Here is a 24,479-nt window from a genome sequence, read left to right on the forward strand (position 1 = left end):
ACTAGAGGGTGCACTTATGTGTCTAATAATACTTATTAATGGCTATATCAAAAACAACAAAATTTGCGAAAACAGCCATAAAAAAAGAAGGGTGTGGTTTTTCTCCACATCCTTCTTTCTACTAATGCTTCAAATTTATTTCTTTCCTGGCTTATCCGGTTTACCTGGTTTTCCCGGTTTGCCTGGTTTTCCCGGTTTACCTTTTCCAGGTTTTCCATCATCTTCTTGAACATTGATAATTAATTTACCTGTTGCTAATTGTCGAGCTTCGTTACCAAACTCATCTCTAACAATTACCTCAATTTCAGCACCTTCAGCAACTACACTAGAAACTGCTGTCCAGTATCCTTCATAGACACCAGGTGAGACTTCTTGGAGAGGTAGTTCCGTAACGTCGCTAAGACCTGCTGTATTTGTTAACGGTAAACGAATAGCGTAGGAGGCAGTAAGTCCTGGCTCACTAGTGAATTCAATCTTCACACTCTCACCAGATTGTAACTGTACATCCTCTGTAGGTTTCAGATCTGCTATTGTTAATTCACCAAATTTGGCAAATACAGTCACTTGATTATTAGTTGAATTACCCGCTTTGTCAGTTGCAACTACTTCAATTTTATTTTCACCATTATCTACTAGGATACGCTTTGAAAAGCTTCCATCTTTAATCGTCGCACTCTCACCATTCACTGTGACAGTATCGATATTCTCATCTTGAACAGTACCTGTAACCGTTACAGCTTCTTTATTTGTCTTTAAGCCATCTTCTGGACTAGTGATGGCTAGTTCAGGCGCTGTTTGATCAAGTACTACCACAACAGCTTCTGATGGGTCCGTAATACCAGTATCAGTTGATGCCTTAGCTGTTAAAGAATTCTCACCAACTTGTAAATCAACATCTACAGAGAACGTACCTTCCGCGGTTGTATCCGTTGTCGCAACCTCTTCACCATTATTAAATACATGAACCGTTGTTGTCGGAGCAGCCTTACCTTCAACTGTTACGTTCGGATTATTTGTAAATGATCCTGTTACTGGTGAAGTAATAGTTGGTGCTGTTACTTCATAATTAACTGTAGCACGAATCATATAGTTACCTTCTGCTTCTGGTGATAATGACCAACCACCACCAACAAATTGCCAGCTACGGCCTGAATATTCACCGTCTTCGTCAGTTGCAAGTCCAGGAGCATTAGGATTGGGTTTTGTCTGGATGTACACCATATAGAAGTCTCCTTCTACAATGATACCTTCATCAGCTAGGTCAACATTTGTCCACCCACCGGTCCGAAGCGCTGTAGCATCTATTGGTCCAGCTAGTTTTTTACCTGGAGATCCATCTGTTCCGCTTGCATCCCAAACTTCTACTTTGAAATCAGTACCTCCTGGAGTTGGCCATGAGGTATCCCAGAAACGGAATAGTCCTCCTATTACAAGAGCAGTATCATGACCCTCTTCTAAGGACATTTTCACAGCCCAGCCATTTCCTGCATCATAGAAAGCACGAGCATTTTCCGCAGTACCATCATCATAACCAATTTCCCCAGGAAATCCGATGAATGGTCTTAACTCAACGTTTTGTTCTAACGCTCCATCTCCTTCAAGGACAACTTCAAATGAATCACTGTAATAAGAAGGAGCCATTACCCGAACAGTATACGTACCTTCATAAGCTGTAAGTGAATATTGACCATTTTCATTTGTCTCAACAGGAGTTACATTTGCATCTTCTACAAGTAATAAAGTGGCACCTGAAACTGGTTCACCAGTTGCCGAATTTGTAACTGTACCGGAAACTGTTCCTTTTGCTTTTTCTTCTAACACAAAGTTAGCTACTGCCTCTCCATCAGCCTCAACAGTAACAGTTTGTTGTGCTGGATGATATCCATAGCTTTCAGCAACTACTGTAAAATCTCCTGTTCCGTGAATTAATTCATATGCTCCAGTTGCAGGGTTAGTTGTAACGGATCTCCCTGATTCCACAATACTCACTTGAGCATATATTGGTAATGCCTGTGGGTTAACTTTATCAACATCAACTTCCTTCATGTCAATGTGGGAACCTTCTGGCTTAATTTTTGCAGGATTGACTTTTTCCCCTTCTTTAGAGTCAACAGAGCTTTCACCTTTAGTAGGCATAACTCCTAATTGAGTTGTATTTCCTGCTGTAAGTTGCTCATTCGATAGACGCACATCATCAATGTACCATCCATCTCGAACTACACTTCCATCGGTTGTTACGTTAAAGCCAATATATATTCTTTGACCTGCATACGCAGATAAATCAACTTCTGCAGACTGCCAGCCTGAAGAAATATCTGTGATACGTCTTAGTTGTGTCCAGTTTTCCATATCAGTTGAGACAAATACATGACCGAAATCCCAGTTACGTTCAAGATTGTACCAGTTCATGTATTGTAGGTACGTAGGACCTTCTGCTGGCAAGTCTATTGGAGGCATTACAAGAGTCATATTAGCACGACTAGCATACGTTCCAGATAGATTTGTAGCATAAACCTTCTCACCTGAATAAGCACTATTTGGTCCACTCGTAGGAGTACCCCATTGCCAAGAATTTTCAGCTCCATATGAGAACCAGCCTACAGGATTAGATTCAAAGTCTTGGAAATATCCGACTGAAATTCCTGGTTTTACTGATACTTCATAAACGTCTGTTGTTACATCATTTTGGCCAAAATCAACAACCTGCCAACGATATGAAACAGATGGCACTGCAATTTCTTCCCCTGGAATAACTGCCTCGTATGTTCCTTCTTTGTAAGTACCTGATGTTTGAGTAGCTGCTACACTCACCCATTCACCAGCTTGATTTTCATATTGAAGAACAACAGATGAGATGCTTACATTGTCTTGAACAGAAATAGAAAGTGGTAAATCCATACCAGCATACATTTCGCTCGGCGCTGTATGCTCAAAAGTTGGAGCTACTTCATCTACACCGTCTTTTGCAACCTGACCTTTAATTTTCCCTAGCCCAGTAGCAACGGAGGATACAGCTAAATATGCATTAACTAATCCATAGCCGTAACCAAAGTTTGGAGAGCTTGGGAAAGTACCGTCAGTTAAAGGAGTTGCAGTTGTTGTGATAATTTCTTCGATTTGTTCAACCGTTAATGACGCATTTGCTTGTTTTAATAAGGCTACTACAGCAGAAATATGTGGTCCAGCCATTGATGTTCCATTCCATCCACCCTCATAACCACTCCCTGGTACCGAAGAGCGAATGTTCACTCCTGGAGCTGAAATATCAGGTTTCATATCTCCTGGATATGGTGATGGACCTTGTAACGAGAAGCTAGCTAAACGATTATTGATATCTGTAGCTCCTGTCGCAAATGATTCAGGGTAGTTTGCTGGATTTGCAATCGATCCAGGGCCACCCGGGTTCGATAATGTTGTATTACCTGCAGAGAACTCTGGGAAAATTTCCGCTGCTCTCCAGTTTTGAACCATTGGACGATACCATTCATCTAATCCTCGTCCTCCACCCCACGAGTTATTTACTACATCTGGAGCCATATCCGGATTGCCACCTGGAGCAATAATCCAGTCCCCAGCTTCTAATAGGTCAAAATCTGATCCACCAGCAGATGTAAATGCCTTTACAGCAATCCACTTTGCACCTGGAGCAACCCCAATTTGATTTGCACCATTTGGCTCAGCTCCAACCATTGTACCTGTAACGTGTGTTCCGTGACCGATGTCATCATATGGAGCAGACCGACCAGCGGTTGCATCAAACCAGCTGTATTGATGATTCGGATTGTTTGGATTGGCTGGATTATATCCACGGTACTTTTCCATTAGTGCCGGATGATTCCATTGAACACCCGTATCAATACTAGCCACAACTGTACCTGATCCATCAATTCCCATTTCCCAAACTTGCGGAGCACCTACACGATCAATATTCCACTCAATGTTTTGAGGGCTTGCTTTTGATTCAACTGCAACCGATGTCTCCACTTTAGCTGGAGTATGCAATTGGCGTATTTCATTTGGTAACACCTTCTCAACCTCAGGGAATGATGCGATTTTTTCCATAACTTCCTTAGTAGCAGTTAATCCCATTCCATTTACAATGAAGAAGGATTTAATATCCTTTGCGTTACCAGCAGCTTCTTCTTTTTTCAAAAACTCCTTTACATTGCCTTGTGATTCAATTGCAGTTGTTCGAAGTTCTGATACAACAGCATTTCGCTTTATGGACTTTGTTTGTGCGACAGTGGCTTTTTGTAAACTTGCCTTTTTAGTAGCCTCGTTTGCTATTTTCTTAGAATCAACCTGATCCTTGAACTTGATTAAAAATGTAACCATTTTGTCGTTCGCAAATTGGTCTTGTAAGCTCTTCGAAATTTTACTTGAAGTTACTTCTTTTTTACTTTCTAAATAGGAAATTGAAGAATCTTTTGTTTGTGCAGATGCCTGTGACGTTACACCTGGAACAAGTAAAAGCGCACACATGAATGCAGTTGCAACCTTCGTTAACCTACGTTTTCCGTTCCTCCTCATAAAACTTCCTCCCTTTTAATTTTTTTAGAGATTGACTAATTAACCTCCTTCTTTTGAATTCCTGTACTCCAAATGCTTTGGGAATCTCCCCATTTCTCTCTAGTTGGAAACGCGATTTTCAGTAGAAACCGCATTATGTAGAAGTACAGGTATACGTTAACTGTAGCCTGTTTTTATGGGAAAAAGTGTCGAATGGTGATATAATATTTTGAATATTGAGAAATTGGTATTTTTTGCTTATTTTGTCATAGACAAATTAGGAGTTTTGAACGAAGAAATATATATTCGAAAAAAATGTGTTTTTATAGGGGTATTACCAATAAAATGTGTTTTTACAATATATTTACAATTACTTTACTCATAACTAACATGATAGGTAGAATGACATATTTGTTACAGAGGGATGTTTTATGATTAAAAAATGATTATATTTTCCTTACTTTAATTTTACGAATAAGCAGAATAGACATTAGTTGGTAACTTATTCTCTCTTTTTTTGTTTTCATAATAGGCAATGCCACCTAGCAAAAAACTCATTTAGAGAATAAACAGGACCTAATCCTTATAAATAGTAAGTGGTTTTCTAAAATCTTGTTTTTTTATTCTCGACTACATAAGAAAAACCACCAATGATAATGGTGGTTTAACGGACGCCAAAGAATTTCTTAATCTTTGTAAACATACCCTTTTGGTCGTTTTCAAGAGACTGTAGTGGAATTGATTCACCTAAAATTCTTCGTGCGATATTTCGATATGAAATTGCTGTTTTACTGTTTGAATTTAATGCGATGGGTTCACCGCTATTGGAAGCTTTAATGACTTCATCATCATCTGCCACAATCCCAATTAAATCAATTGAAAGATGTGTAACAATTTCATCAAGATCAAGCATTTCGCCAGTTTTCATCATATGATTTCGTATACGATTTACGATGAGGCGTGGTGGCTCCACTTCCTCTTTTTCTAGTAAACCAATAATTCGGTCAGCATCACGAACTGCTGATATTTCAGGCGTTGTTACAACAAGCGCTTTGTCTGCTCCAGCTACAGCATTTTGAAAACCTTGTTCTATACCTGCAGGACAATCGATAATAATATAATCAAAATCTTGTTTTAACTCTTCGACCAATGTCTTCATTTGGCTAGGCTCTACTGCAGTTTTATCACTAGTTTGGGCAGCCGGCAGTAAATAGAGATGGTCATCGAATCGTTTATCCTTTACTAAAGCTTGTTTCAGCTTACAACGACCTTGTACAACGTCAACTAAATCATAGATGATACGATTCTCTAATCCCATGACTACATCTAGATTTCGAAGGCCAATATCTGTATCTATTAAACACACACGTTTCCCTAGCACAGCCAAGGAAGTGCCTACATTAGCAGACGTAGTCGTCTTACCGACTCCACCTTTTCCTGATGTAATAACTATAGCCTCTCCCACAGCTAGATTCCCCCTTCTAACCTTGTTAAGTTAGGTCTTAAATGAGTTAACTGTTGCAATCTATCTACTACAATTGTCTCATTATCGTCCACATATGCACATTCCATTATATTTGTTTCTGTTTGAATAGAGTCTGGTGCTCTATTCATTATATCACCAATTCGTAGTTGTGTAGGTTTCATTACTGACGCCGCAATGATGGCATCCTTTCTACCATAGAAACCAGCATGTGCAATTCCACGTAACGAACCTAAAACAAAAATATTACCACCTGCAATAACAGTTGCTCCAGGATTTACATCTCCGACAAGCAAAAGGTCACCATCTACTTTTAGGACTTGTCCAGAACGAACTACCTTTGTAACAGAGACGATCTCATGCTTTTTTTTCATCTCTTCGGCTTCTTGCTTTGTAATCACATTACTGTCAATTACATCTACAACTAAATGTTTTTTATTTCGAATGATAGAGCGTATTTCTTCTTCTTGATCTTGAGTTAAAAAACGATTACCAATTTTCACTTTAACAGGAACAAACGGAACATCATCATTCCGTTTCTGATTCAACGAAAGCTTAATCTCTAAGTCAGAGATCAGTTCTTTAAATGAACAAGAATCATCGAGATGTAACGTTAGTCCGTCTTTTGTCCCTTTTATAGTAACATACTGTTGTTTTTGTCCTTTCACGCCGTTCACCTCAACGATAATATACTTCAACAAAAGACTCCTTTTTTCCTGTTAATTCTTAAAAATTTTTAACTTTATTTACTCTTCTATATGTAACTTTGCTAGTAATTTCTTAAATGGGTAAGCAAATACTAGTAAAAATATACTATTTAAAAGAAGTGTTGGTACAATTCGGATTTGAAGAAATTGTTCTATTGAAAGAGAAGCTGTTCCGATTGCCTTGTTTACTCCAAACACACAAAATTCCAAAGCTATTATCCCAATCAGACTTAAAAGTGAGATAACTATAATATTTGTCTGAAGAATTCGACTTGCCCAGGAAATAAGATAGGCAATAAGTGTGTATAGAAATAAATAAACCCCTAGTATTTCAGTGTATACAATATCGTATAGAAGACCAAAAATGGCACCATAAACAAGCCCCATCGGTTTATTAAAATAAACGGTTATAAAAGCAATCAAGACAAACAAAAACCGAGGTACATACACATTATCTTTATGAAATATGTCTGCCGGTACTAAATCTACAAAGCTGCTTTCAAATAAAAAAACGAAGGACAAAATAAAAGGAAGAACGAAACGCTTCACGATTCTTCCTCCTCTTCATTTGGAACAATCATCGTTCTTTCAACAATTATAACATGATCAATTTCATAAAAATCAGCTGCAGGCTTAATATATGCTGTTTTTGTTAATCCGTAATCATCAGGGACAACGTCCATGACCTCCCCAATGTAAAGCTCACTTGGGAAAATCCCACCAAGTCCGGAAGTAAGTACTTTTTGGTCCTTTTCGATTTTCGAGTCTGGTGTATTGATTTTAAATAAAAGAGCTTCTTTTTCTTGGTCATACCCTTCGATTAGTCCCATAATCTTGTTATCCCCTTGAATATATGCTGAAATCCGATTGATGCGATTTGGGGAGCTTAATAACTGGATGGTGGATGTAAATGAATTTGCATGTTTAACTTTTCCAATTAAGCCTTTTGAGGTGATTACAGCCATGTCAACTTTAACCCCATGCCTGGTTCCTCTGTTAACCGTGATAATTTCATGCCACTGATCAGGGTTACGTCCAATAACCGTTGCCTGTATTTTATTAAATTGATCGAGTGATTCCGTTTTTTTCAAAACATCGCGCAATTTTTCATTTTCTTTTTCTAATTCTTGTACTGTTGCTTCTAATTTCCCATAGGAATCTAGCTTTTCCTTTAAGAGTTTGTTCTCTTCAAATGTGTTTTGAATATGATTGACATTATCAAATAATCCAGCAATAGCCTGAGAAGGTTGATGAAAGATACTTTGTACCCATCCAACCGAATCTTTTAAAAACTGTTCCGGCCACGATAATTTTTCACGCTCTTTTAAGGAAAATCCAATCAATGCCACTAGAACGATGATACAAACTAGTAAAATAATTAATCGCTTATTCAGTAAAAATTGTGGCATGTGTTACACCCTCTAACTAAACTTTAAATTTCAACACATATAGTAGGGAAACGAAAATTCCCCACTATATTAGATTCTTATCTTAAATCCTTTGTTTTCCTTTAAATAAATGAATATGGTCAAGGGCCTTACCTGTACCAATCGCTACACAATCTAATGGATTCTCAGCAATAAGAACTGGCATGCTCGTCTCTTCACTTATCACTTTATCCAAATTTCGTAATAGGGCTCCTCCACCTGCTAAAACAATCCCGCGATCCATAATATCTGCCGCTAGCTCAGGTGGTGTCTTTTCAAGAGTATTTTTCACTGCATCAACAATCGCATACACAGTGTCATGAAGGGCACGAGAGATTTCTTCGGCCGTAATTTCAATGGTTTTTGGTAATCCCGTTAATAAATCTCTTCCGCGAATTTCCATGTTTTCTACACCCTCAGGAGCACCGGCAGAGCCAATCTCTACCTTGATTGCTTCAGCTGTACGATCACCGATCATGAGGTTATAGGTTTTACGAATATATTGAATAATGGCATCATCCATTTCATCTCCAGCAATGCGTATGGACTGGCTTGTTACAATACCACCTAAAGAGATGATTGCGACTTCTGTTGTTCCACCACCGATATCAACAATCATACTGCCCGTTGGTTCCCAAACAGGAAGATTTGCTCCAATAGCAGCTGCAAATGGTTCTTCAATAGGATAAGCATCTCTTGCACCAGCCTGCCTAGTAGCATCAATTACTGCACGCTGTTCTACAGCTGTTATACCAGATGGTACACACACCATAATATATGGTTTTCTTGAGAAGAAGCTCTTCGTTTTAACTGCTTGATTAATGTAATATTTCATCATTGTCGCAGTTGTTTCGTAGTCCGCAATGACACCGTCTTTCATCGGACGAAGTGCAACAACATTACCTGGTGTACGCCCGATCATGTTTTTTGCGTCATTCCCTACTGCAACTATCTGTTTTGTATCTGTTTGCATCGCAACAACAGAAGGCTCTCTTACTGCAATGCCTTTTCCTTTAATAAAAACAAGTGTATTTGCTGTACCTAAATCTATACCAAGGTCTCTTGTACCTATTCCAAACATAATATGTATCTTCCTTTCTGATACGCGAATAAAATGGGTTAGCATGCGAAAAACTCATAACCAATATTATATCGTACAAAATTAAAAATTAATAGTCACACATAACCTTTTTCTTTGAGACTGACGTATTTGTGTTCACCTATGATTAAATGGTCCAATAGTTCTATGCCGATTATCCTACCACATTCAACAAGCCGCTTTGTAACTTCGATATCTTCCCGACTTGGCGCCGGGTCACCTGAAGGGTGATTATGAATGCAGATGATGGATGCTGCTGATCTTCGAAATGCCTCTTTATAGACCTCCCTAGGATGCACAATTGAGGCATTCAAACTTCCGATAAAAATGGTTTGACGATGAATTACCTGATTTTTCGTATTCAGATAAAGACAAACAAAATGTTCTTGAGTTAAAAATCGCATATCCTCCATCACATATTTAGCACCATCCTCCGGAGATCGAATCACATACCGATCTTCGTATTGAAGTTTGCCAATTCTTCGGCCAAGTTCTATTGCCGCCATGATTTGTACAGCTTTTGCTTTTCCGATTCCTTTAATGGAGGTTATTTCTTCAACAGATGCATCCTTTAATAATCGAAGTCCTTCAAAATGATGCAGTAAGCGGTTTGATAATTGAATAACCGATTCTTCCTTTGAACCTGTTCGAAGAAGAATCGCTAAGAGCTCATGGTTGGAAAGGCTATCTGCACCGTCAGATACCAATCGTTCTCGCGGTCTTTCGTCTTGTGGATAATCTCGAATCATGAGTGCTGATGATTTCAAATAGGTTCCTCCTATCCATTGTACTAGATACTCGGATCCCACTCGGTTGTAAAGTCACTAATTACTATGGTATTTAGCCTACTTTTTAGCACAGTGAAAGAGTTGCATTGTTACTTCATGTATTGATAATTTTTAGCCATGGAACCCTAGATCTCTAAGTTCACGAAGGGTTCGTGATACAGGCAATCCCACTACAGAAAAATAGTCACCTTTAATATGTTTTACGAGTGCAGATCCTAGTCCTTGAATTCCATATGAACCTGCTTTATCCTTTGGTTCGCCTGAAGCAACATATGCTTGAATTTCCTCATCTGTAAGATCCCAGAACGTCACTTCTGTTCTTTCAAAGAACAATTTTTGAGTGTCCTTAAAAAGAATCGCAACTCCTGTTACGACTTCATGTGTTTGATTTGATAAAGTTTTTAAAACATGTATAGATTCCTGTTCGTTTTTAGGTTTACCTAAAAATTGGTTTTGAAACACAACAGCTGTATCTGCTGCAAGAATATAGGAATCCGGAAATTGTTTGGCAATTGCCTTTGCTTTTTTAGAGGCAATCGTCATGACCTTTTCTTCAGGAGTGAGAGTTTCGTCAATGGATTCATCAATATTACTGACGGAAACATCGAAGGAAAGTTTCACATTTCTAAGAAGTTCTTTTCGTCGTGGAGAACCTGAGGCTAAAACGAGGTGTTGCATGTTGATTTCACCCTTTTTTATTTTTTTCAGAATGGAAGATACCTGTTTATCGTAACAAACAAATCAGCCGTCTACAATTATGTAAAATTGAATTTTCCAGATGGTCTATTGTTTGAGAAAACCTTCCTTTTTATGTAAAAACTTTAATTATCAAGCCATAAAAAAGAAAAGGAGAAGATATCCCCTTTCCATTTTCACTAAAAAATTGAATTTTGTCTAGCTTAACTCAGAAATCCAAACGGTATAAGCTTGATAAGCATTTAGTAATGATTGCTGTGTTTGCCATAATGATTTTTGGTCGCCACCATTTTTATATTCCTGCAGTTGTGTAAAGGCAGACTGTATGTCTGAATGAAATTTTTGAAGTTGTTCATGTAGGTTGTCCGTCTTGATTTCTTTTAACCCCACGATTTGTTTCTCAAGATTTTCCCATTGTCCATTATCTATTGCTACCGTTCCGAAAGCCTGGGAGGATAGAGATGCTAATTCCTTAAACACGGGCAGGTCTACTTTGATTGCCTCAGAGTCTACTTTTCCTGCATTTGCATAGGACCCACCAGGGACTTCATAAGTCTTTGGGAAAAATTCAGGAAATGCTTCTTTGTATACCGTCTTCATCCCACTTACAGAACTTTGTTCAGCTCCAATACCGGCAATAACATAATACGCACCTTCCATTTCAACAGCAATCGCCGCAAAGCCCTTGTCCTTAATTTCATTCACAGTTGTCTTCGCAGAGTCAGCAGTTGAAAATTTCCCACCTTGAATGATACCCATAGATAGCTTCTCTAAATCAATTGCAACTGGCTTACTCGCAGGCGTATCCGGAGTATCCTCCTGTTTCCCCGAAGTTGGAGGAGTTTCATTAGTTGGCTGAGATGGGGACTCACTTTGTACAGGTCCCGCATTGACATCTTCCACTATTTTTAAAATCATGATTCCAAATCCGACGCCAAGGACAATTGCCAAAACAATAGAAATGGAGAATTGCTTAAGTGAAAATAACTGAAACCCTTTTTTCTTTTTCGGTATATACTCCATTTTGCTAGGACCTTTTCCGTGTCGTAAATCTTCAATTGGAATGACTGGAATCTCTTTTTCCTTTGAGGAATGATTTTTCAAATTTTCATCAGGTAGAACCCAGCTAAAATCATCCTCCTCTTTCTCTTGTGCCGCTGCAACCTCATCATTTTCTACGATAATTAGAGGTTTTTCAGATTCGACAAAATCAGTTGTTTCTTTCTCTTCTTTTTGAATCGTTGACTCCTTACCATTAATTTTAATCGAAATCCGATTATGCTTGTCCATATTTTCACCACCTATTAACATTATTCAGCAGTAGTCCCCTTTTTAAATAAGTGGGGAATGAATGCCAAAGGTTAACAATTCAGTCGAATTAAACTTTGACTGAATAATGTTAAAGCCTCCGGCGGATGCCACAGATTTTCAAAGGAAATTTTCGAGCATACTCGAAAAAATCTGGCCGCAAATACGCCAAAGCGTATTTGATTGAAACGCTCTACTTTTTTGTCAATCCTATCATACCTAGAAAAAAAAAGAACAAGACATTTGTCGTCTTGTTGCTAAAGGTTATCGTCAAATTCTTACAATAAAAAACATAGGGTGTCTTTGGAACTTCTATAAAACAGAAAGGCTGTTTTCGTAAACTTTGTTGTTTTAATCATTGATTTACGCTTCAGGTGGACGCTTTCCGCGGGCGTGGCTTGAGCCTCCTCAGGCCTACACGATGTAGGTCACGAAGCCGTTGCCACAGGACGTGGCGCTTTTAGGCTTCGTTCTACTTGTCGCTTCTGCGGGTCTCAAGTCTCACGCTTTTCCCGCAGGACTTTGAATTTCTTTCTTGAAATAACCCACGCACGAAGAAAATGCGAGTGCATTTTCGAGGAGTCGCCACCTTACGCTCCAATCAACTAGGTTTGCACTTTATATCTGAAATCAACAATCTATTAGAATAGAGCCAAAAGAAAAAACCCACTTAATTGTGGGTTCTATTCTTCAACATTCATGGATAATTCTACGAATACACTTGGACCTTCTTCTTGAGCTTTAATAATGTCGTCAACAGATAAATGAGTTCCTGCTGGAATGATTACATTTCCTTCACTATCCAGGATATCTTTCGTGACAACTTTACCATAAAGAAGATCAACTTGTTTTAAGCGCAATGCCTTTGCTTCAGATTCTTCATGTTGATCAATGGAAGCATTAATTTCATCAAATGGACTTTGTGTTTCTGTTGATTCAGGTAGTAATTCTTCAATGTCGACATCATGTTGGTGTTCAGTAGACTCTATTTGTGGATTTTCTAACGACTCTACTGAATCAAGGAATTTAGAAGAAGCATCCTCTCCAACAATGATAATGTCTTTTCCATATGTAAGAACAAATTCTGATGCTAAGACAACTTCTTTACCAGAAACATTTAATAATGTTCCTAATAAATTTCCTGTTTCGTCATCAACATAATATTCAAGGACTTCTCCTAATAACTGACCTTTTCGAGTCATTACTTTTGTATTTGTTATTTTAATTTTTTTATTTACTAGTGAATTTGCAATTGGAATTTCATTAAGGTCAATGACTGAGCTTTCACTTTCAATGGTAACAGCGTACTCTCCGATTCCGACTACCCTTTTAAAAGGAATCGCTTTAACACTTACCTGCCAATCTTCATGTTCAATTGTAAGAAAATCAACTGAGCCCTTTTCAGGGTTAATAACTAATGATTTTACTTTTCCAACTTCTATTCCATCTATAATACTAATGATTGGTAAACCAACTATCTCAACACTTTTTTTCATAAATCATTCACCACACCTATTTATTTTTAAAACAACGGCTTTTTCCATTCATTTTACCATGCTTTCCGCTATTTTTCGTCATATTTTGCAATATTCTTCTAATAAAAAGTTAATTTCCTGTAAAATAACCGGGTATTTCTTAAATCTGCTCTTATTTTGAGAAATTAATGTAAACAATTCGTCATATTGCTCAGTCTTTATATAATGGTCAATTAATAAGCTTACAAAAGTATAATAATCATGATCAGATAATTTCGGATGAAGGTGGCCCACTATCAATTTTTCATATTGAGTAGTTGTTAGTTTGTTCCTAGATAGTTTGATCTGAGAAATCATGGTTGTAAAAAGCTGTTGCCTTAAATCGTTTGGATTGTCACGTTCTTCTAGAATATCGGTCTCTTCAACCACTACATTAGTACTTACATCACCATTAGTACTTACATCTTCAATATCTAAATCGTTGTTTTGTTCGTTCTCTGATGTGTCTGACTCACTGTCCTCTATCTCTTCTAATTCGGTAATGCCTTCTATTTGATTTTCGAGTTCTTTATGTATTTGTTGTTCATTCGTAAAGTCATCTTCTTCCGTTGAGTCAACCTCAATCTCTTCTACTTCATAATCGATTGATGTAATCATTGGAATTTCTTCTATTTCACTTTGTTCATTCGGTTCCTCATCAGATTCCTCATCATTCGTTACTTGTAAACTATCAAATTGATTATCTTCAAGTGTTGGTGGGGCTATATTTACGTCTTCATCTTCCAGTTCAGCTAGTTCCATCGGCTGTATTTCTTCCGTTTCCTCTGTAGCCTCAACCATTTCAGCATGATCTTGAATTTCACTGTTTTTATCATTTAATTCCATTTCGATTTCTTTAAGTAAATAATCAAAAGCAGATTCGGGATGTTCATCATTTTTATCGATCTCATATGTATTTTCAAGTTCTTCAGTTTCTACGTATACATTTTCTAATGCAAGATCATCATCATCTTCATTTTGATGGTCCGTTGTTTCAATATCCTCAACTATTTCCTCCTCAACCTTTTGCATTGGAGGAGAATCCTCTTTGTGCTCAGCTACTGAACCCTTGTTTTCTTCAATCTTTATTTGACTACGTAGTTCTTCTTCAACTTCATCTTCAATTTCAAATTTGATGACCTTTTCTTCTATTCCTGATGCATTTTCTGGATGAAGAAACAATTGTGGTCCAAATCTTTTACCGATTAAATATGAAAACCCTATTGCTAGCAGTATTAACACTAACCCTATTTGCCATACGTTCATCACCGTCTTCCCTATGATTCCAATGACAAAAACGATAAATGCACAAAAAAGAATAAGTAATTTTCCCTTCCGAGTAAAACCCAGTGGTAAAAAATAAATAATAGGTAGAACAAGTAAAAGAGATATAAGTGCAATTACAAAGGATTCCAAGCTGTTCTCACCTCTTTCTATTGTATTACTGATTATTCTCGTCTTTCTTTTCCAGTCCTGGAGCTAATGGATTCTTTTTATTGCTAGGAGGTGGAACGGTTAGTTTTGGTGCCTCTTTAGCAAGTTCCGTATATTTGGGCATATAAAATGTTGAAATGGTTACATCGTACACAAGCTGTTCAACTACTTGATCCACTGACACAAGCTCTGGAGTACCTGTAAAACGTAATGAATTCACACTAGTTATGCGTGTTTGATGTTCGAGAGCTGATAGGAATTTTTCCAATTCTTCAAAATTTGGTGATTGAACATGTAACGTGACTGTTATTTGGTTGAGTCCATCAATTAACTCTGGATCTATTGTTTCCCGTTCCTCAGTCTGTTTATCTGTACCATTATCATTTGTTTCTTGTTTGGTTTCCGTCGAATTGTCAGGATTCGCTGCCTCTTGTTGCCCTTCAGGTTGTGTTTCATCGATTAACGTAAACTCACTCTCACTATAGGACATTCTGAGCACTCGGCTTTCTGATAATGTTTCAGCACGTTGCACATCCATAACAATTTGTTCCACTAACGGAATTACTGGTATTCTCTTTTGAATTTCAGTGGAACTGATTACTGGTACTTCATTTGGCCGTTTATTGGAAATGACATCTAATAATCTTTGTTCTGTTTCGAGACTATTCTCTAATTGCGAAATGTTTAGCTTTACGGGTTTTACTAGAAGGAGATAAGTCAAATAAAAAACTCCTACTATAAAGACAATAGCTAGCACTAAATAAGTGATTTGTTTACGTGAAAAATGGAGAGTCATGTCTATTTCCCCTCCTGCATTGACTTTATGGCACTCTTGTCAAAAATAATTTCATATTGAGCATAGTACCTTGGTAATATGTTATTATTTTGCTCGGTTTCTATTTTATTATCGGTTGTAGCCTCATTTTCTTTAGCATTATTGTTTGTCTCAGTTACCTCAGTAGAAGTATCTGTCCCTTCATCAGTGTCGGTGATTGGGGTAGTCGAAACGGTTAACAGTTGAGCTGATTTGATCAGTGGAGAATCAGTAAGTAACGCTAAATAATGGGCATTCTCAGTATTAGTATCAAATTGAACCTCTAAAGTAACAATTCCATCCTCCGTATATGAAAAGTTTTGAACAAAGCCTCGCTCAGGTAACAATGTTGTTAGATGATTTAAAATCGGTACTGTCTCAACAAAATAACTGTCTGCCCATTCAACTATTTTTTCTAAGTTAATCAAATTATTAGACTGATTGGCTGAATCAATTTTTTGCTCTTCAGCTTCTCGAGTTTCTTGTAAAGTATTAATTTGCTTTGTTAGCTGTTCTTCGAGTGTGGTTGCTCTCTTGTACTGAATCAATAATAATAAACAGCCAATTAAAACTACACTAATCATCATGATGAGGAGTAATAATTTTGCTCGGTTTATAAATTCTTTTCTTGGAAGTAAATTAATATTTACAAGCATACTTACACCTCTTTAAGAGCTAATCCTAATGGTAGAAAATATTGTCTAGGCAGTTTATCAAATGTATCAATTTTATGTACCGGAATTTCATATCTTTCAATAAGTGTAGACGAGATGTCCGGAAGATTTGGATGATCCCCGCTAACAAGAATGTTTGTAATTCGTTCTTTCCCCTGTGTCATATTAAAGCTGTAAAAATTCATGACATGTTCAATCTCTTTCATGATTTCATCAATGAGAACCTCTAATTTACTACGATGACTATTCCATTTTATATCCGCTAGAGTATGAGAGGAATTTTCTTTGATGTCCCAATCCTCCATCGATGTATCCAGATTAAGATGTCTCATGAACAAAGGAATATGCTGATGAAAAATGCTCAAGTTGGCAGATTGTAAATCAAATTGTAGTAATAAAAAATGCGCCTCTTCATTTGTTTTTTGACAAAAATGAAAGAGTCGATACAAACAAAGTGGTGTAATATCGGCTGCGATCGGTTTTAAAGAAGCATCTTCCAGTATGGACGAATATTCTAATGCAACCTCCTCAGGAGCCGCAAAGATAAGAACCTCTTTTACCTTTTCATCTTCTGAAAGTACTTTGAAATCGAGCACAGGCTCATCAAATGGGAGATGTATGGTTGTCCCCATTTCCAAATAAATATATCCTAAAATCTCATCATCCTTTACTTCATTTGGAATAGAAATTTTTCGGATCACAACAAACGGATCTGGAATAACGAACTGAACTTGTGCGTTTTTTATCCCCCATTCAGTTACACATTCTTCTAGTATTAAGTGCAATGTGTCTCTTTCAAGAATTCTCCCATCTTGAATAATACCCGGAGGTAAATACTTTTCACGAAACTTTTGTACAGTAATAGGGTTAGACCATTTCACACCCACATATCGAATAACGTGATCTTTTATTATAATATTTGCAATTTTACTTGGTGAAAATAGAGTCAAAACCATTATGTATCCCCTATCCAATTAAATCGATATACAAAGTGATAAGCTCATGGCCGAAAAAATAAGCGATAAGCGTACCAATGACAATGGAAGGACCAAATGGCATTGGTTTTCCTTTTTTTACTTTTCCAATGACAATCCCAATTAATCCTAGGACTGTCCCAATGAGAGTGGCAAGGAAAAATGAAAGAAGCACTAGCTTCCAACCTAATGCAATCCCTAGTACAGCATATAGCTTGATATCTCCTCCGCCCATTCCACCTTTGCTAACGATCGCAATCAGATAAAGAAGGAGGAATCCAACGATACTTCCAACAACCATATCCCACCATGGGTTGAGTGGAACGAAAATGCGTTCAACAAGAAATACTGGAGCAAAGAATAGTAAAACCTTGTCTGGGATGATCATGTAGGTAAGATCGGAAACAAATATAATGACTAATAAAGATATCAAGGTCCATGCGATGATCAATTCTTTTGACCATCCCACCAGCATTGGTGAAATCGTGAAAAGAATTGCAGTGGCAAGCTCAATTGAAGCATAAATCGGTGATATGCGTGTTTTACAATTTCTGCACTTTCCCCCTTGAATAAGATAAGAAAATACAGGAATTAGCTCAATCGCCGTAAGCTGGTGCTTACAAGTCGGACATGCTGAACGAGGACGAACGATTGATTCGCCAGCTGGGATGCGAAGGCCTACGACGTTGAAGAAAGAGCCAAGAGTAGATCCTATAATGATCAAATATGGATATAATATGTATTTCAAGGTTAATCAATCCTTTTATTAAGTGTAGCCTAAAATTAGGCTACACTTAAAATAATGCATTTTTATTTAGTTACAACCTCTATTGCATTAGTAGCTGTTTTTTTATCCTTTGGAAATATATCATTACTATCTAATTCACTGATAGTTAAATTTTTCTTTGTTTTATATATTACTCCACCAATTTCCTTAGTTGTAAATGAAATTGTATAACTGGCATCAGATACAACCTGTACCTCATATGTTGTTAAATTTGATACATCCTTAATATAAGTATTTAATTCTGTACTATTAAAAGGTGCATCACTTACACCTTCACTAGCTGCTTTAAGTTTAGCAGCATCTAATACTTGCATAGCATCAGCTCTTACTGCATCAAATCTAGTTTTCTCAATTACATTCCCTATCGTCGGCACCGCAATCGCTGCAATAATCCCTAAAATAACAATTACCGCTAATAATTCAACTAATGTTAATCCTTTTTGATTCTTCAAATACTTTTTCAGCATTCATTTCCTCTCCTTCATAGGAACTAGTCCATTTATACTACTTATTATAATAGCAAATGCTGTTGAAAACACTAGAATTTTGTTTGAAATGACATAGTTTTAAACAATTCTTTACAAAATGATGGATTATTTTACTTTTTATTGAATTTGGTTGAAGATATCGAACATTGGCACTAAAATAGCTGTAACTATAGTCCCAACAATACCACTTAAGAAAACAATCATTAATGGTTCGATCAATGATTTCAACTGATCTGTTGCATTATCTACTTCGTCTTCATAAAAATTAGCCACCTTACCAAGCATTTCATCTAATGAGCCTGTGCTTTCTCCAATTGCAATCATATGGGTAATTAGCGGTGGAAATGCCCAATGTTTTTTCATCGGCTCCGTCATTGACTTCCCTTGTTCAAGAGCCTGCCTAGATTGTTTTACCACTTTTGCAATCACTTCATTTTCCACAATTGTTTCAACTACTGCTAAAGCTTGTAAGATAGGAACTGAACTATTCAACATCGAGCTTAATGTTCTTGTCATTCGAGCAAGAACAGCCTTTTGTATTAGCTTCCCAAAAATCGGCATTTTTAATAGTGCATAATCAAGATATAATCTTGTTTCTTGTTTTTGCTTAAGGAAGACAAAAAACAAATAAATAAACAGGGCAATAAGGATGACAAGCCACCAAAACTTTTGCATAAACACACTTGAATTTAAAACAAATTTAGTAATACCGGGTAGTTCCGCACCAAAATCCGCAAACATGTCTACAAAAGTTGGAACAACTGAAACTAATAGAAAAATGACCACCACGACAGCAATAATTCCAACAACTGCTGGATACGCCATTGCTGACTTCACCTTTTGTCTAGTTTTATTCTGTTTTTCATAATAAACGGCAAGATTTTCTAAGGTATCATCAAGATTTCCACCAACTTCGCCTACGCGAATCATATTCGTAAAAAGTGTTGTGAAAATCCTCTTATGCTTGGCTGTTGCAGCAGATAAAGGGATCCCCGCTCTTAAATCTATTCCTACCTCTAGTAGAGCTTTCTGAAGTGGCTTACTGCTCGTTTGATGCGCCAAGATATTTATCGAATCTACAATTGTTACACCTGCTTTAATGAGAGTTGCAAATTGTCGTAAAAAAATGACAAACTCCCTTAGCTTAACCGGCTGTCCAATCGATATATCCTTTGTCAAAAAGGTTTCTGGTACTTCATTAATCGTAATAACCCGAATTCCTTTTTCGTGAAGGGATCTAACTGCGTCTTGCTTAGAGGTCCCTGAAATCGTACCGGATTTCTTACCAAATTTATCTCTACCTTCGTATTTGAATCTAGGCATTTGTATTTAACTCCTGTAAAAAAGGTTGTGCAATTTCTCTTGAAATCACTCCGGCACGAACTAAGTCTAAAAGATTAGTTTCCAATGTATGCATTCCTTCTGAACGGCTTGTTTGCATCACATTCTTTATCTGGTGATTTTTTTCATTTCGAATTAAGTTCGCGACTGCCGAATTATTGAGTAAAATCTCAGTGGCAGCTTTACGTCCTTTTTTATCGACAGTTGGGAATAACCTCTGGGAAATGACACTTACTAGCACATTTGCAAGCTGGATTCTGATTTGTGGCTGCTGAGCATATGGAAACATATCAATGATACGGTCAATGGTAGAAGGTGCATTCACTGTATGTAAGGTTCCTAATACAAGGTGACCGGTTTCCGCTGCTGTGATAGCCGTTTGCGTCGTTTCTAAGTCCCGCATTTCTCCGACAAGGATGACGTCCGGGTCTTGTCGTAAGGCTGCTCTTAGTCCATTTGCAAAATTTTGTGTATCACTCCCAACCTCTCGTTGCTCAATAATACTCATCCCATGCTTATGCAGATATTCGATTGGATCCTCTAATGTCACAACATGCTTGCTCATCGTTTGATTAATGTACTGAATCATCGCAGCAAGAGTTGTAGACTTCCCGCTACCCGTTGGACCTGTTACAAGGATTAAGCCCTGTGGCTTTTGACTAATCTTTTTTAACACCTCTGGTAGTGCAAGATCCTCAATTGTCGGAATAGAAGTAGGTATCACTCGAAATGCAATAGCCGGACATCCCCTTTGCATATAGATATTGACACGAAATCGTGACACACCTGATATGCCATACGAAAAATCGAACTCTCCTTTTTGTTTAAAACGGTCCCACATTTCTTCTGGCACTATCGCTTTCGCTATTTCCTCGATGACTGGTGGTTTTAAGATGTCTTTTCCGTATCTTTTTATATCCCCATTTATACGAAAGATTGGAGGAACACCAGCTGTAATATGAATATCAGAAGCTTTATGCTCATGTGCTGAATGTAATATTTGATTAATTTTATCCTTCATTTACGCGTCCCACCTATTCAGCAGTTGTTACTCTTAATATTTCCTCTGTAGTTGTTAATCCTTGTTTGACTTTTAATAGTCCATCGTCTATTAAAAAGATGGTTCCGTTTTTAATAGCTAGTTCACGGAGAGTTGTGTAAGACTCTCGATTCATAATTGCCCGTTTCATGTCATCATTAATCACCAATAACTCATGGATAGCAACTCTACCTTTATACCCTGTCATATTACAGGTTCCGCAGCCTTTACCTCGGTTCACCTTTTCAATGGTAATTCCACGTTTGGCGAAAATTTCAAGCTCACGAACAGTCGGTTCCTGCAAACGACCACAATCTCGACATACACGACGAACCAATCGCTGTGAAACCACGCCTGAAAGCGATGAGGCAACAAGGAATGGTTCAACGCCCATATCAATTAAGCGTGTGATTGTACCAAGTGAATCGTTCGTATGGAGAGTACTTAAGACTAGATGACCTGTTAATGATGCTCGAACGGCTACATCTGCTGTTTCCTGGTCACGAATCTCTCCAACCATGATGATATTAGGATCTTGTCGTAAAATGGCCCGAAGCCCTTTGGCAAATGTCATTCCGACATTTGGATTTACTTGTATTTGATTGATACCTTCTAACTGGTATTCAACAGGATCCTCAATTGTAATGATATTTACATCTTCAGAATTAAGCTGATTTAGTGCGGCATAAAGAGTTGAAGATTTTCCCGATCCGGTAGGACCAGTAATTAATACAATGCCAGTTGGGTTATGTATCAGTTTTTTAAATCGTTTCAGGTTCACATTATTAAATCCTAATTGTGAAAGATTATTTAATGCACTCCCTAAATCTAGAACCCTCATTACAATTTTTTCACCAAATACAGTCGGTAAGGTGGAAACACGTAAGTCAATATGATGTGCTTCAAGATTTATTTTTATTCGGCCATCCTGCGGGATGCGGCTTTCGGTAATATCTAGATTGGCCATAATTTTAATTCGTGCTGTTAGGACACCTTGCATACTCTTTGGTAATGACCGTTCCGTACGGAGCACACCGTCCACTCGATAACGAAGTAAAACCTTTGTTTCATGCGGGTCGACATGAATATCACTGGCACGCTGTTGAACAGCATTTTGTAGGATCTGATTTACTAACTTAACAACTGGGGAATCCTCATTGGTAATTCTTTCTTCTTCAATCTCCGTTGGGGCTTCTGCAAAAAGCTCCTTTACGCCTTCATCTAAATCATAAAACTTATTGATTGCCCGTAATATCTCATCCTTAGAAGCTATGACGGGTTCGATCTGAAACCCAGTCGTTAGGCGTAAATCTTCAATTGCGTAATAATCCATTGGGTCTGCCATCGCGACAAATAGCTTGTCCCCATCTTTGCGGAGGGCAATTAAATGGTGTCTTCTCGCCATTTCTTTTGGTATCAGTGTTGTTAACGATGTGTCGATTGGGTATCGAAATAGACTCACATGTGGGATACCTAATTGGAACTCAAGAACCTCGATTAATTGTTGCTCCGTAATAAACCCTTTTTGAAGAAGAATATCCCCCAGTTTTTGTGATTCTGATTGATCTTCAAGGGCTTGTTTTAATTGTTGCTCTGTTAAAAGACCTGCCTCAATAAGCAAATCACCTAATCGCTTACGACCTCTGAGCATAGATTTTCCCCTCCCTAAGATTTTTGTAAATGCAATGGATCAGGATCCTCCCATAAATCTATCTTTTCCTTTTCGATATCTTCATCCGTTTCATTTCCAGATCCCTGATTATTTTCTTCTCGGTTTGAACCATTGTTTGTTTCAGGATTTCCGTCTAAATCCGTTACATCTTTTTCAGGTTGAGGGGGTTCCGGAAATAAAATACTATGGACTTCGATTGTGTGAACAGGTGGATAATAGTCTTCAGCTACCTTCACCTTTTCATCAACCTCACCAACTTTTTGAATGATGCGATAGATTTTACCAAATTGACCTGCAGTCCCTTTTTGTTTGACGACCATTTCGCCTTTTGGAAGAGTACTATCATACTGCTTAATAATCTTAGGTTCGAGGGATTCTTCATCTTCGATTTTCACATGTATCGAAGACTGCATTTCTGGACCAATAAGCTGCACCGTGAATTCACGATCTTTTAATGAAAACAGTAGTCTATATTCGAAAGGATTAACATTATAAATCATTAAATCCTTTATTTCTTTTTCAATCATCGCTTCATTACCGAATGTTGCATAATAAGGCAATTGAGCACTAATATGTCTTTCAACAATTTCAAAATTGGTTGATAAAACAGATGAATATATTCCAGTAGCAATCACACTTAATGCTTCATTTGAAAAGGTAGATGTTGTTCCGCTTTCCGATAAAAATGAGAGCAAAGAAAATGGCTTGTTAGCAGGCAAATGTATAACACCAAATTCTTTCACCCATTTTACGATTTCACTTTCATCGTTAAGATTGCGAATCACGGTTTGAGATACGACATTTTTTTCATCAACTTTGCCAAATTGCACAAGATTAATCTCAATTGCACCGGGATGTAAAGTTGAAGCAAGAAGGAGCATCTCATTTTCAAGCTCAACTGTGTTAATATCTTTTGAGCTAAATTCGTTAAGAACTTTTTCTAACGTTTCATCCTTTACCCCTGTTAACAAAGGGTTTTGAGTACCATGAACTGCTGTATTTACACTTTCAAGGATATCGAAACTAAACATTTCTCGTTTATTTACTGCATTTTTCATATCACCCGAAACTAGCGTTATGTCTCCCATTCCATACCAGGTCTCAATCTCTGATAGTAAGGCTGCTCTTGCATTCTCTTCACTAAGACCCGATACATCAACTGGTCCAATCATTGTTCCTTCTTTGAATGAATCGCCGGAAAAGAAGGCATGGTATGTTTTCGTTCCAAAAGTCGAAAAAAGGGATAGGAGTAAAACACAAAGTAAAAGCAAGCTGAAAATTTTAACTGTATGTAATTTCTGCATCGTTGTGCTCCTTTCAACTCTTTTTGACTTCTCTATCTAAGGCTGTTTTCGTAAATTTTGTTGTTATTGTATATGATCTTGCGAAGGGAATAGTAATTATTGGCGCCCTGTGATTTCAGCGGAAGGTACGAGATCCTCGAAAATGCAGGCATTTTCTTCGTGCGGTGTAGATTCAAGGAAGCAAACTCAACGTCCTGCGGGAATAGCGAGCCAAGCGAGACCCCGCAGTGAAACGAGGAGGCTTGCGGATCGCCCGCGGAAAGCGAGTACCAGGAGCTGAAATCACCTATGTTTTAATAACAACAATTTTTTAGAAATGAGCCTTATTTAAAAGTGATTCGTTTGTATTGTCTCCTAGATTCAATTACATGATTTTAAAAAAGACCTTATAAACACTCAAAATTCGATAGTAAAATATACC

General features: G+C 37.5%; 20 protein-coding genes. All 20 read right to left on the reverse strand.

Annotation, left to right across the window (positions count from 1 at the left end):
* Positions 1–135: 135 nt before the first annotated feature.
* The 20 genes from RGU12_RS16430 to RGU12_RS16525 all read right to left on the reverse strand — a co-directional run bounded on the left by RGU12_RS16430 (position 136) and on the right by RGU12_RS16525 (position 24,058).
* Positions 136–4,530, reverse strand: a complete 4,395-nt coding sequence (locus RGU12_RS16430; RefSeq protein WP_309537019.1) for a S8 family serine peptidase — start codon at positions 4,528–4,530, stop codon at positions 136–138.
* A 643-nt stretch (positions 4,531–5,173) separates the two neighbouring features.
* Positions 5,174–5,974: a septum site-determining protein MinD gene (gene minD, locus RGU12_RS16435; RefSeq protein ID WP_309537020.1), complete on the reverse strand. Its 801-nt coding sequence runs from the start codon at positions 5,972–5,974 to the stop codon at positions 5,174–5,176.
* Positions 5,975–5,976: 2 nt separating this feature from the next.
* Positions 5,977–6,669 (reverse strand): septum site-determining protein MinC, encoded by a 693-nt coding sequence (minC, locus tag RGU12_RS16440; RefSeq protein WP_116351867.1) that lies wholly within the window; start codon positions 6,667–6,669, stop codon positions 5,977–5,979.
* Between the two features lie 69 nt (positions 6,670–6,738).
* Positions 6,739–7,248 carry a rod shape-determining protein MreD gene (gene mreD / locus RGU12_RS16445; RefSeq protein WP_309537021.1) on the reverse strand — a complete coding sequence of 170 codons (510 nt, stop codon included), beginning with the start codon at positions 7,246–7,248 and terminating at the stop codon, positions 6,739–6,741.
* A complete protein-coding gene (gene mreC, locus RGU12_RS16450) occupies positions 7,245–8,108 on the reverse strand; it encodes a rod shape-determining protein MreC (protein ID WP_309537022.1) in 864 nt (287 codons plus the stop codon). Before mreC ends, mreD begins: the two co-directional genes overlap by 4 nt.
* A gap of 82 nt (positions 8,109–8,190) precedes the next feature.
* Positions 8,191–9,207, reverse strand: a complete 1,017-nt coding sequence (locus RGU12_RS16455; RefSeq protein WP_116351635.1) for a rod shape-determining protein — start codon at positions 9,205–9,207, stop codon at positions 8,191–8,193.
* 95 nt (positions 9,208–9,302) lie between these two features.
* Complete coding sequence (gene radC, locus RGU12_RS16460; protein ID WP_396232404.1) at positions 9,303–9,974, reverse strand: RadC family protein; 672 nt, start codon at positions 9,972–9,974, stop codon at positions 9,303–9,305.
* A 150-nt stretch (positions 9,975–10,124) separates the two neighbouring features.
* Positions 10,125–10,691, reverse strand: coding sequence for a Maf family protein (locus RGU12_RS16465; RefSeq protein WP_309537024.1), 567 nt, complete (start codon positions 10,689–10,691; stop codon positions 10,125–10,127).
* Positions 10,692–10,907: 216 nt separating this feature from the next.
* A complete protein-coding gene (locus RGU12_RS16470; protein WP_309537025.1) occupies positions 10,908–11,999 on the reverse strand; it encodes a hypothetical protein in 1,092 nt (363 codons plus the stop codon).
* Between the two features lie 701 nt (positions 12,000–12,700).
* A complete protein-coding gene (locus RGU12_RS16475) occupies positions 12,701–13,513 on the reverse strand; it encodes a PRC-barrel domain-containing protein (RefSeq protein WP_309537026.1) in 813 nt (270 codons plus the stop codon).
* A gap of 78 nt (positions 13,514–13,591) precedes the next feature.
* Positions 13,592–14,947, reverse strand: coding sequence for a hypothetical protein (locus RGU12_RS16480; RefSeq protein WP_309537027.1), 1,356 nt, complete (start codon positions 14,945–14,947; stop codon positions 13,592–13,594).
* Between the two features lie 25 nt (positions 14,948–14,972).
* The gene (locus tag RGU12_RS16485) at positions 14,973–15,761 is read right to left on the reverse strand and encodes a hypothetical protein (protein ID WP_309537028.1); all 789 of its coding nucleotides are present in this window, start codon (positions 15,759–15,761) and stop codon (positions 14,973–14,975) included.
* A gap of 2 nt (positions 15,762–15,763) precedes the next feature.
* The gene (locus RGU12_RS16490; protein WP_309537029.1) at positions 15,764–16,435 is read right to left on the reverse strand and encodes a PilN domain-containing protein; all 672 of its coding nucleotides are present in this window, start codon (positions 16,433–16,435) and stop codon (positions 15,764–15,766) included.
* 2 nt (positions 16,436–16,437) lie between these two features.
* Positions 16,438–17,409 (reverse strand): type IV pilus biogenesis protein PilM, encoded by a 972-nt coding sequence (gene pilM / locus RGU12_RS16495; protein ID WP_309537030.1) that lies wholly within the window; start codon positions 17,407–17,409, stop codon positions 16,438–16,440.
* Positions 17,410–17,419: 10 nt separating this feature from the next.
* Positions 17,420–18,175, reverse strand: a complete 756-nt coding sequence (locus RGU12_RS16500; protein ID WP_309537031.1) for a prepilin peptidase — start codon at positions 18,173–18,175, stop codon at positions 17,420–17,422.
* A 62-nt stretch (positions 18,176–18,237) separates the two neighbouring features.
* Positions 18,238–18,681 carry a type IV pilin protein gene (locus RGU12_RS16505; RefSeq protein WP_309537032.1) on the reverse strand — a complete coding sequence of 148 codons (444 nt, stop codon included), beginning with the start codon at positions 18,679–18,681 and terminating at the stop codon, positions 18,238–18,240.
* Between the two features lie 138 nt (positions 18,682–18,819).
* A complete protein-coding gene (locus tag RGU12_RS16510; RefSeq protein WP_309537033.1) occupies positions 18,820–20,025 on the reverse strand; it encodes a type II secretion system F family protein in 1,206 nt (401 codons plus the stop codon).
* Entirely contained in the window at positions 20,018–21,064 is a 1,047-nt protein-coding gene (locus tag RGU12_RS16515) for a type IV pilus twitching motility protein PilT (RefSeq protein WP_309537034.1), read from the reverse strand. Before RGU12_RS16515 ends, RGU12_RS16510 begins: the two co-directional genes overlap by 8 nt.
* A 13-nt stretch (positions 21,065–21,077) precedes the next feature.
* On the reverse strand, positions 21,078–22,733 hold the full coding sequence (locus RGU12_RS16520) for a GspE/PulE family protein (RefSeq protein WP_309537035.1): 1,656 nt from the start codon (positions 22,731–22,733) through the stop codon (positions 21,078–21,080).
* A gap of 14 nt (positions 22,734–22,747) precedes the next feature.
* A complete protein-coding gene (locus RGU12_RS16525) occupies positions 22,748–24,058 on the reverse strand; it encodes a G5 domain-containing protein (protein WP_309537036.1) in 1,311 nt (436 codons plus the stop codon).
* Between the last annotated feature and the right edge of the window lie 421 nt (positions 24,059–24,479).

This window comes from Ferdinandcohnia sp. QZ13 (genome assembly GCF_031324165.1).
Taxonomy (GTDB): Bacteria; Bacillota; Bacilli; order Bacillales; family Bacillaceae_L; genus Ferdinandcohnia.